We start from the raw sequence: 8630 nt of genomic DNA, 5'->3' as shown, positions 1-8630 counted from the left end.
TAGTGGTGTATTCCCTACTAGGTCTAAAAAACTGTTTTTTACTTTGCTCATATTTTTATTTCTCCTTATTCCTATAGATTTACTATGTTTTATAGGATATACCTACTTACTTTAAGTGTCAACAAATATGATAATAAAAAAAGACCAACAAATGTTGGTCCTGAATTATTAAGCATTTAAAGCTTTTTTAGCTGTTTCAACGATAGCTGTGAAACCTTCTGGATCGCAGATTGCGATTTCAGATAACATTTTTCTGTTGATTTCAACGTTAGCTAATTTTAAACCGTGCATTAATTTAGAATATGAGATATCATTCATTCTAGCTGCAGCGTTAATACGTGCAATCCATAATTTTCTCATATTTCTTTTTAAGTTTCTTCTATCTCTATAAGCATATGCCATTGAGTGCATTACTTGTTCATGAGCAGTTTTATATAATTTATGTTTAGCTCCAAAATATCCTTTGGCTAATTTAATAACTTTTTTTCTTCTATGTCTAGTTGTATATCCACCTTTAACTCTTGCCATTGTGTATTCCTCCTGTATTTATTTTTAACTAAAATTATTTAGGTAATCTTGATTTAATTCTCTTGTAATCTGAAGCACTTACAACTGTAGCTTTTGCTAAGTGTTTCTTTTGTTTATGAGTTTTATTGTGTGATAAGTGTGAAATGTAAGCATGGCTACGTTTTAATTTTCCACTACCTGTTCTTTTTAAACGTTTTTTTAATCCGCTATGTGTTTTAATTTTTGGCATAATTGTTTCCTCCATTAATTATTTTTTCTTTTTTGGTGCTAATATAGCTGTTAAAGTACGTCCTTCTAATTTTGCTGGTTTTTCAATTTGACCAACTTCTGCACATTCTTCAACAAAGTCATCAATAACTTTTTTACCCAAATCAACGTGTGCAAGTTGTCTACCTCTAAATCTGATTGCAACTTTAACTTTGTTTCCTTCTTCTAACCATTTTAATGTTCTTTTTAATTTAACATTTTTATCATGAGTATCAATAGTTACTGATAATTGAGTTTCCTTTAAAGTTACCACTTTAGAGTTTTTCTTCATTTCTCTTGCTTTCTTTTGTTGTTCAAAACGATATTTACCAAAGTCCATAATACGACAAACTGGTGGTTTTGCATTAGGTGCAACACAAACTAAGTCTAAATTTGCATCATAAGCAATATCCAACGCTTCTCTACTACTTTTTACTCCTAATTGATCACCGTTTTGATCAATAACCAACACTTCCTTAAAACGAACTCTTTCGTTTACTAAATCATCAGGTTGTTTTGGTTTTCTGTTATCAAATCTGCTAATAAAAGCCACCTCCAATTATTATAGTTGAAATAAAAAGTGAGCACACTGAGTACCCACCATTGACATTAAGATTAAATCTTAGTGACATTTGCCTATCGACAAAATCAATCAGGCGAGAAGTAGGCACTTCTTCTTTCCACTACTTTTTATTGCACGTAGATATTACCATCATATGCCACTCATGTCAATAAAATTATTGATTATTTCAAGATTTTTTATTTTGGATTTAATACTGTTTCTAATTGATATTCATTATTAACTTTATTAACTATAATTGCACTGGCATTTTGTGGAAAATCAAGTTTTTGATTTTTTAATAATGTTTTAATAAATGCATATAAAGAACATCCATGACCTACCATTAAAATCGTATCATCATCTTGAAATTTCTTTTCTATATCATTTAATAATTCAAAATGTCTTTGAATTACATCTTCAACATTTTCACCTTCATATCCAGTATAATCCATTTGTAAATCATCTAACCAATTAGAAGATTCTAATTGAAGTTTATCTACAAATAAACAAGGTAATCCTTCTAAAAGACCAAAATTCACTTCTTTTAAACGATCATCTTCATTTAATAAAACAGAATGATTTTTTAAAATTATTTGTGCTGTATATTTTGCTCGTAATATTGGAGAAGTATAAGCAGCATCTATTTTATAATCCTTTAACTGTTCTGCCATATTTTCTATTTCTTTTATTCCTTGCTTTGTAAGAGGTGAATCACACCATCCTTGTTTAAGCTGTATTTCATTAAAATGTGTCTTTCCATGTCTAACAAATATGTATTTCATAAATACCTCCTTTAAAAAGCAGGTCAATCGACCTGCTATGATTTTAAGATTGGTTTTAATGCTTTGTAGATAGCTAGTGAAACAATTGCCCCTAGAATAGCTTCTAAAATACCATTTGTAGAAACAACTCCTAATAATACCGTTACTAAAGTAGAGTATTGCACTCCTACCGCACTCGCATATGCTTCACCAAAAAATATGTATATTCCTGATAAAACAAGCACTGTGTTTGTAATAGCTCCTGTTAAAGCACCTACAACAACACCTAAGTTTTCACGATTATTCTTTTTTATGATTTCAAAAACGAATCCAGCTAAATAGCCAAGTAAAATTCTAGGAACAAAAGCAATCAAAAGACTTTTGTAATTTCCTGACATTGTGCCTATTGTCACAAATGGGGAAAAACAAAAAGATGTAATGCCTGGTTGAATCGTTGCTTTAATTAAACTTGTTAATCCAAAAACAAAGCCCAACTCAGCTCCTGCTTTTTTTCCTAATACGATTCCTGCAATAATGACAGGAATGTGCATTGTTGTGGCATTTAATGGTCCAATTGGAATATATCTAAGGGGTGTCACAACAAGAATGATTTCAATTGCTAAAAATAAAGCCATTGAAGTCATGTACTGTGTCTTTTTCGACTTCATATAATCCTCCTACTGTCGCTCATAAAAGATGCAACGTTTTTATGGTATTCGCTATTTCAAATGTCTTAATAAGAGTCTTATAGATCTCTTTTAATATCAAAATATACGAACGAGAAAATTATATGCTTTTTCGATTATTTTTTCAAATCTTGATAAGCTAATAAACCATATCCACTCTTAGCTTTTTTAATCGCTCTTTGAATACATTTAGAAATGACTTCAACAGCTAAAATACCAACAGCATCAACCATTCCATCAACTTCATTTGTACTTAATACAAAAATTGTATCACCATCGCTCATTGTATGAACTGGATCAATACTTTTAGCGTAGCCATTATGACTAATTCCAGCAATCTTTGTACATTGTGCTTTAGTCAGTTTGACATTCGTTACAATACATCCAATGGTTGTATTACCATCCGGTAATTTTCTAAGTTGATCCATTTTATCTAAAATAATTTGACTAGCCGAAACACATTTTTTATCAATATTAACACCTGCCAATATTTCTTGCGTTTGATAATCAATGACATTTCCACAGGCATTGACAGCAACGATCCCTGCTACTTGAACATTTCCAACTTGTACACCATATGTTCCAATGCCACCTTTCATGGCATGTTCAAATCCTAAAAGTTTACCAACACTAGCACCACAACCAGCGCCATAATTTCCTTCTTTAATCAAATCATTTTCACTATCTTGACAAGCCTTATACCCCATTTCTTTATCTGGCCTTATGTGAGGATTTCCCACCGATAAATCAAATAATGAAGCACCACATACAATTGGTACTCTTGCTACAGACATATCAAAACCAACACCATGTTCTTCAAGATATTGCATGGCACCACTAGCTGCGTCTAAACCAAAAGCACTCCCACCACTTAACATAACAGCATGAATTTGTTGAACCATATTAATTGGATTTAATAAATCTGTTTCTCTTGTAGCAGGACCTCCACCACGAACATCTACACCGGCTGTCGCTCCATTTTCTACAATAACAACACTACATCCTGTAGCTGCTTCTTGATTTTCATATTGTCCTACTTTTACACCTTTAATATCCGTTAATTTTATTTCTTTCATCATCTTTTTCCTCTTTTTTATCATTATACTAAAAAAGTAGAAAAAAGCTTTAAACTTTTTTCTACCAACTCATTTGTAATATTTCATCACTATGATCTTTTAATTGTTTTAATCCTTTGTATTCTTTTGTTATTTGATGATCCTTTATATAAAGTAATGTAGCTGATTTAACTTTTTGATTTTCAATAACTACTTCTTTATCCTTTATTTTCACAAAATAAACATTACTTACTGCCTTATTAAGACGAGCTATCCCATTTTTAGAATCCATGCTTTCTTGATCATCCATTGAATAAAAATAAACCCAATATTGATTAAATTCCTTTACTTTTAAAACTTCACTTGTTTTTAAATGATTATAACTTTTATAAGGATTTCTTTTTTGCATATTATAAAAAACAGTTCCTAGACACACAATTAAAACAACACCAATCATTATTACCTTTTTCTTCATCTTCTTTTCCTCCTTATCTATACTTTAATCCTATTCTTTTAAATAAATAGCAAAGAGGCACCAACAACCATCAACCTGTCCCCAACAACAAAATCCAAATAAAAAAACTATGTTATAATACACGTACAGGAGGAAGTTATGAAAATTACTGTTGGAAAAATAAAGAAAAGAAAAATCATCTTATTAAACTTTGTTATTTTACTTTTTGTTGTTTGGTGGTTAGGTGTTTTCTTTATCATGTATAAACATTTTTATGAAAGAATAATGTTTTTTGGTGTTCTTATTATTATATTATTATTGATTTATAGTTTCGTACTACCAGGAATAGTTTTCGCTAATACCATGTGGGAAGTCGATCAAAAATATTTAAGATACATTTATTTTGATAAAAATTTAGATAAAGCAAGGTATCTTTATTCTTTTCTTTTTAAAAATAAATATCCTAGATATCAAATCAATTTAAAACTTTCACAAATTGATTTTGTACAAATCTCTTATTATCGTTATTCTTTTTATCCATCAAAATATTTAGTAAATGGTTCTGGAAATAAAATTGTGTTTAAATTTAATATGTTGGATGGTTCTCAATATATTATTGAAAATTTAGTAAGTTCTGATAAAGAAACTTTTAGTAAAGGCATTGAACTCATGAAAAAAAATGGTGTACGTTTTGTTGATTCTTATCATTTATTGGATATCATACGTTCAAATAAAAATCTTGATCAATATATTGTAGCTATTGAAAAGGAGAAAAAACATGATTAGAATTTCTCTTATTTCAAAGCATTACCAACAAATAGAACCACTTATTCAACAATTCTTTGATGATTTACAAATAGAATACAAACTTACAAATTATACACATCAAACAGTTCAAGATATTTATTTTGTAGAAATAGAAAAAAAGAATGATTTAAATATTTTAAATCATCTTAAAAAATTAAATAGTACTCTGATCTATATTATTGGACCTAAAGATTTTGATCTTGTAAGTATTTGTTTACAAATGCAAACACATCTTTATTTCATTAATAATGAATTAGAAAAACAATTTATTCATTATCATGATTTTATTCAAAAACAAATTCAAAAAAACTTTCAATATTATCTTTATCAAAGAAATGGAATTACTTCAAAAATAAGATTATCACAAATCTATTATATCGAATCACTTAGACATCAAATTATTATTCATTCTATTAATGGAGAAATGATTGAAAGAAAAACATTAAGTCAATTTAATAAAGAAATACAATCTCTTGATTTTATTCAAATTCATAAATCATACATTATTAACAAAAGATTTATTCAAGAAATAAAAAATCAAGAAGTTATTTTAAAAGAACAAACACATCTTCCTATTGGAAGAAGCTATAAAGAAAGTTTAAAGGAACAAAATTAATGTTCCTTTTTTTATAAAATAAAAACCCTCACTTACTAGTGAAGGACTACTACTTACAACCCAATCACTTTTATCCCGCATACTGGTCAGCGGTATACTTATTTCTCGTCCAATTTTATTAAGAAAAATAGTTATTGTAAACAATATTATTTAACACTACCCATTCTTATAAATCAAATAATTATCTTTCTTTTTAAATCCAAGATGTAAATACATGTTCATTCCCTCTTTTGAACTATTCAAACAAATCATTCCAACATCTTTTTGATAATTTTCAATAAGATATTCTACCATATATCTACCAATCCCTAAATGTCGATAATTTTCATCTATCCAAACATTCGTTATTTGTCCAACTTTTCCTTTGGGATTTTCATTACTTGGAAGTATATCATAATAGTAAATTGTAGCTGTTGAAATAATTTGATTTAAATGATAGCCCACTAATGTATGACATTCATCTTTTAACATTTTTTCTTTATAAAAAACTCTTATGTTTTCTATTGTAGAATGTGTTATTTTTTGATTAGAAAACATTTTTAAATCTTTTATTCTTAACTCTACTAATAATTCTAAATCATCTACACCTAGTACTTTATATTCTATTTCTTTCATATGCTTTTTCCTTTGTTTTATTATAACAAAATCTTTTACCTATTTTTAACAATTTCCTTAGTTTTTATTGATAGAAATATCATTCTTCTTTCTATATATTCTAAAAAGAATAGAGGATAGATAAATGAAATTAAACGAAAAGAAAATCAATGATTTTTTTAAAATAATTAATGAAAAGAAAATAAAAAGTGTTTTTCAACCTATTATTTCCTTAAAAACAGGAGAGATAGTATCTTTTGAAGCCTTAAGCCGTATTACTTTAGAATCATGTACTCTTAATATTGAAGAATTATTTAAGATAGCTAATACAATTGAACAATCATGGAAGTTAGATCAACTTTGTCGTAAATGTGCTATTAAGGCAAGTCAACAAATGCCATCAGGCAAAAAGTTATTTATTAATGTAGATGCTAATATTTTATTAGATTCAGATTTTGTTCAGGGGTTTACAAAAGAATATTTAAAAAAATATCATTTAGATTCTAATAATATTGTCTTTGAATTATCGGAAACAACATCTATTGAAGATAAACACTTATTTAAACAAGCCGTTAGACATTATCGTAGCCAAGGTTTTGAAATTGCTATTGATGATGTTGGTTCAGGTTATTCTAATTTAAATAGAATCAATCATACACAACCTGAATATATCAAACTAGATAAAGAACTTATTCGAGATATTCATTTAAATAGAGATAAGCGTACGATGGTAGAAGTCATGGTCAACTATTGTAAAGCTACGCATTATAAATTAATTGTTGAAGGTATTGAAACAAAGGAAGAACTTGAATGTTTAATTCAATTAGGTGTTGAATATGGTCAAGGTTATTATTTAAAGAAACCTGTTGATAATTTTGATGATCTTTTACCTGATATCAAAGAAACTATCAAAAAATTATACAACAAATATAAGAAAACATTAGATATTCCTACAATAGATTCTCTTTGTCATTTCCCTTGTACATTAAAAACTTATCAAAATATAAATAATGCTTATCAAATTTTTGAAGAAAATAATACCACTCAAAGAATTTATGTTATTAATGATGAAGGACATTATTTAGGTTATTTAAAAAGAGAAAATATGCTTTGTAATTTAGATGCAGCTGAATCAAATCTTTTTAAAGACTCTCTAATTGTTCCTTCCCATTTACCTATTAAAAATGTTTGTCAACTTTATCTTGAAAATGAAAGTTCACATTTTTATGAAGATATTATTGTTTTAAAGAATCAATGTTTTTATGGTATTGTCACTATTAAAGATTTATTAAAATATTTGATAAAATAGATAATATGCACTTTCCTCTATTAAGTACAACTTAATAAAGGGTTTTACTATGTTCTATAACATGTTATAATAATAGAAATATTTTAATAAAAGGAGATTATATTATGTCAATTAAATTAATTAAAGCGTCATATGAATATCAAGATTTAATTGTTGATATGTTGAAGGAGTGGATTGATTATAATAATAATCATCCTGAAGCTAATACTTCTCCATCTTCTATTTTTAAAAATGATTATCATAATTTTGATTATTATATTAATAATCTTGATTTAAAAAATCCAAAACCTGGTTTGGTAGAAGATTCAACATTTTTCGCCTTAGATGTAGAAAGAAATAAAATGGTTGGAGCCATCAATATTCGTCATAAACTTAATGATTATTTATTAAATTACGGTGGCCATATTGGTGATGGAGTAAGACCAAGTGAAAGAAAAAAAGGTTATGCAACTAAAATCATCGGTTTAGCTTTAAAAGAATGTCAAAAGTTAAATATTGATAAAGCACTTCTTGTTTGTGATAAGGATAATATTGGTTCTGCAAAATCAATTAAAAACAATGGTGCTATTTTAGAAAATGAAATTGTTAAAGACGGAAAATTAATTCAAAGATATTGGATAGAAATTAAATAAGGGTTCAGCTAAACCCTTTTTTTGTTATAATATCCTATATTTGTCCATAAAGAAATCATTACGTAATAATGATTTCTTCATAACACCAGGCAACCCAACCAAGACAAGGTTTAATATTCATTTTCGAAACCTTAAAACTTCTTACTTCATACCTCTTTTCATTTGCTCACTTGATAAAGTTTTCAGAGGATATTCATTGATCATTTACCAAATGTTGCCGTAAAGCTCCCAGCTTTAGCTATGGAGATATAAGGCAACTTTTTTAAGCTTTTATCAATAATATATATCATTAGATAGCTTTTGGTAGTATAATATATTCATGAAGTACAAATCGAATAATAATGTGACCTATTCCTGCAAATATCATGTTGTATTCTGTC

Annotated in this window: 12 protein-coding genes and 1 other annotated feature; of the genes, 4 read left to right on the top strand and 8 right to left on the bottom strand. The window is 27.7% G+C overall.

Going from position 1 to position 8630, the window contains the following annotated elements:
• Positions 1-168: 168 nt before the first annotated feature.
• The 7 genes from rplT to LJD32_RS13945 all read right to left on the bottom strand — a co-directional run bounded on the left by rplT (position 169) and on the right by LJD32_RS13945 (position 4313).
• Positions 169-528: a 50S ribosomal protein L20 gene (gene rplT / locus LJD32_RS13975; RefSeq protein ID WP_022002087.1), complete on the bottom strand. Its 360-nt coding sequence runs from the start codon at positions 526-528 to the stop codon at positions 169-171.
• A 34-nt stretch (positions 529-562) separates the two neighbouring features.
• On the bottom strand, positions 563-757 hold the full coding sequence (rpmI, locus tag LJD32_RS13970; RefSeq protein ID WP_022002088.1) for a 50S ribosomal protein L35: 195 nt from the start codon (positions 755-757) through the stop codon (positions 563-565).
• A gap of 18 nt (positions 758-775) precedes the next feature.
• The gene (gene infC / locus LJD32_RS13965) at positions 776-1333 is read right to left on the bottom strand and encodes a translation initiation factor IF-3 (protein WP_032089875.1); all 558 of its coding nucleotides are present in this window, start codon (positions 1331-1333) and stop codon (positions 776-778) included.
• A 7-nt stretch (positions 1334-1340) separates the two neighbouring features.
• Positions 1341-1459, bottom strand: a sequence feature (ribosomal protein L20 leader region).
• 74 nt (positions 1460-1533) lie between these two features.
• The gene (locus LJD32_RS13960; RefSeq protein WP_119363932.1) at positions 1534-2118 is read right to left on the bottom strand and encodes a histidine phosphatase family protein; all 585 of its coding nucleotides are present in this window, start codon (positions 2116-2118) and stop codon (positions 1534-1536) included.
• Positions 2119-2153: 35 nt separating this feature from the next.
• The gene (locus tag LJD32_RS13955) at positions 2154-2765 is read right to left on the bottom strand and encodes an ECF transporter S component (protein WP_227392689.1); all 612 of its coding nucleotides are present in this window, start codon (positions 2763-2765) and stop codon (positions 2154-2156) included.
• 134 nt (positions 2766-2899) lie between these two features.
• On the bottom strand, positions 2900-3859 hold the full coding sequence (locus tag LJD32_RS13950; protein ID WP_227392690.1) for a P1 family peptidase: 960 nt from the start codon (positions 3857-3859) through the stop codon (positions 2900-2902).
• 61 nt (positions 3860-3920) lie between these two features.
• The gene (locus LJD32_RS13945) at positions 3921-4313 is read right to left on the bottom strand and encodes a hypothetical protein (RefSeq protein WP_119363934.1); all 393 of its coding nucleotides are present in this window, start codon (positions 4311-4313) and stop codon (positions 3921-3923) included.
• Positions 4314-4451: 138 nt separating this feature from the next.
• Here LJD32_RS13945 and LJD32_RS13940 point away from each other — a divergent pair, with 138 nt between their 5' ends.
• Positions 4452-5078 (top strand): hypothetical protein, encoded by a 627-nt coding sequence (locus LJD32_RS13940; RefSeq protein ID WP_227392688.1) that lies wholly within the window; start codon positions 4452-4454, stop codon positions 5076-5078.
• Positions 5071-5715 carry a LytR/AlgR family response regulator transcription factor gene (locus LJD32_RS13935; protein WP_227392687.1) on the top strand — a complete coding sequence of 215 codons (645 nt, stop codon included), beginning with the start codon at positions 5071-5073 and terminating at the stop codon, positions 5713-5715. The genes LJD32_RS13940 and LJD32_RS13935 overlap by 8 nt, the downstream gene beginning before the upstream one ends.
• 156 nt (positions 5716-5871) lie before the next feature.
• Here the strand turns inward: LJD32_RS13935 and LJD32_RS13930 are convergent, their stop codons facing one another.
• Positions 5872-6330: a GNAT family N-acetyltransferase gene (locus tag LJD32_RS13930; protein ID WP_227392686.1), complete on the bottom strand. Its 459-nt coding sequence runs from the start codon at positions 6328-6330 to the stop codon at positions 5872-5874.
• A gap of 124 nt (positions 6331-6454) precedes the next feature.
• Between LJD32_RS13930 and LJD32_RS13925 the strand changes: the two genes are divergently transcribed.
• The gene (locus tag LJD32_RS13925; RefSeq protein WP_227392685.1) at positions 6455-7618 is read left to right on the top strand and encodes an EAL domain-containing protein; all 1164 of its coding nucleotides are present in this window, start codon (positions 6455-6457) and stop codon (positions 7616-7618) included.
• A gap of 104 nt (positions 7619-7722) precedes the next feature.
• Positions 7723-8250 (top strand): GNAT family N-acetyltransferase, encoded by a 528-nt coding sequence (locus LJD32_RS13920; protein ID WP_227392684.1) that lies wholly within the window; start codon positions 7723-7725, stop codon positions 8248-8250.
• The last annotated feature ends 380 nt before the right edge of the window (positions 8251-8630 follow it).

Source organism: Faecalibacillus sp. TM498, assembly GCF_020589955.1.
GTDB classification, from domain to species: domain Bacteria; phylum Bacillota_I; class Bacilli_A; order Erysipelotrichales; family Coprobacillaceae; genus Faecalibacillus; species Faecalibacillus intestinalis.
The sequence above is the reverse complement of the archived record's forward strand: the minus strand, read 5'-3'. Positions and strand labels throughout refer to the sequence as shown.

Excerpts from the sequence above, each read along its gene's own strand:
- LJD32_RS13920 (WP_227392684.1), top strand. The coding sequence starts at position 7,723 with ATGTCAATTAAATTAATTAAAGCGTCATATGAATATCAAGATTTAATT.
- LJD32_RS13940 (WP_227392688.1), top strand. The coding sequence starts at position 4,452 with ATGAAAATTACTGTTGGAAAAATAAAGAAAAGAAAAATCATCTTATTA.
- rplT (WP_022002087.1), bottom strand. The coding sequence starts at position 528 with ATGGCAAGAGTTAAAGGTGGATATACAACTAGACATAGAAGAAAAAAA.
- LJD32_RS13955 (WP_227392689.1), bottom strand. The coding sequence starts at position 2,765 with ATGAAGTCGAAAAAGACACAGTACATGACTTCAATGGCTTTATTTTTA.
- rpmI (WP_022002088.1), bottom strand. The coding sequence starts at position 757 with ATGCCAAAAATTAAAACACATAGCGGATTAAAAAAACGTTTAAAAAGA.
- LJD32_RS13925 (WP_227392685.1), top strand. The coding sequence starts at position 6,455 with ATGAAATTAAACGAAAAGAAAATCAATGATTTTTTTAAAATAATTAAT.
- LJD32_RS13960 (WP_119363932.1), bottom strand. The coding sequence starts at position 2,118 with ATGAAATACATATTTGTTAGACATGGAAAGACACATTTTAATGAAATA.
- LJD32_RS13935 (WP_227392687.1), top strand. The coding sequence starts at position 5,071 with ATGATTAGAATTTCTCTTATTTCAAAGCATTACCAACAAATAGAACCA.
- LJD32_RS13930 (WP_227392686.1), bottom strand. The coding sequence starts at position 6,330 with ATGAAAGAAATAGAATATAAAGTACTAGGTGTAGATGATTTAGAATTA.
- LJD32_RS13950 (WP_227392690.1), bottom strand. The coding sequence starts at position 3,859 with ATGAAAGAAATAAAATTAACGGATATTAAAGGTGTAAAAGTAGGACAA.
- LJD32_RS13945 (WP_119363934.1), bottom strand. The coding sequence starts at position 4,313 with ATGAAGAAAAAGGTAATAATGATTGGTGTTGTTTTAATTGTGTGTCTA.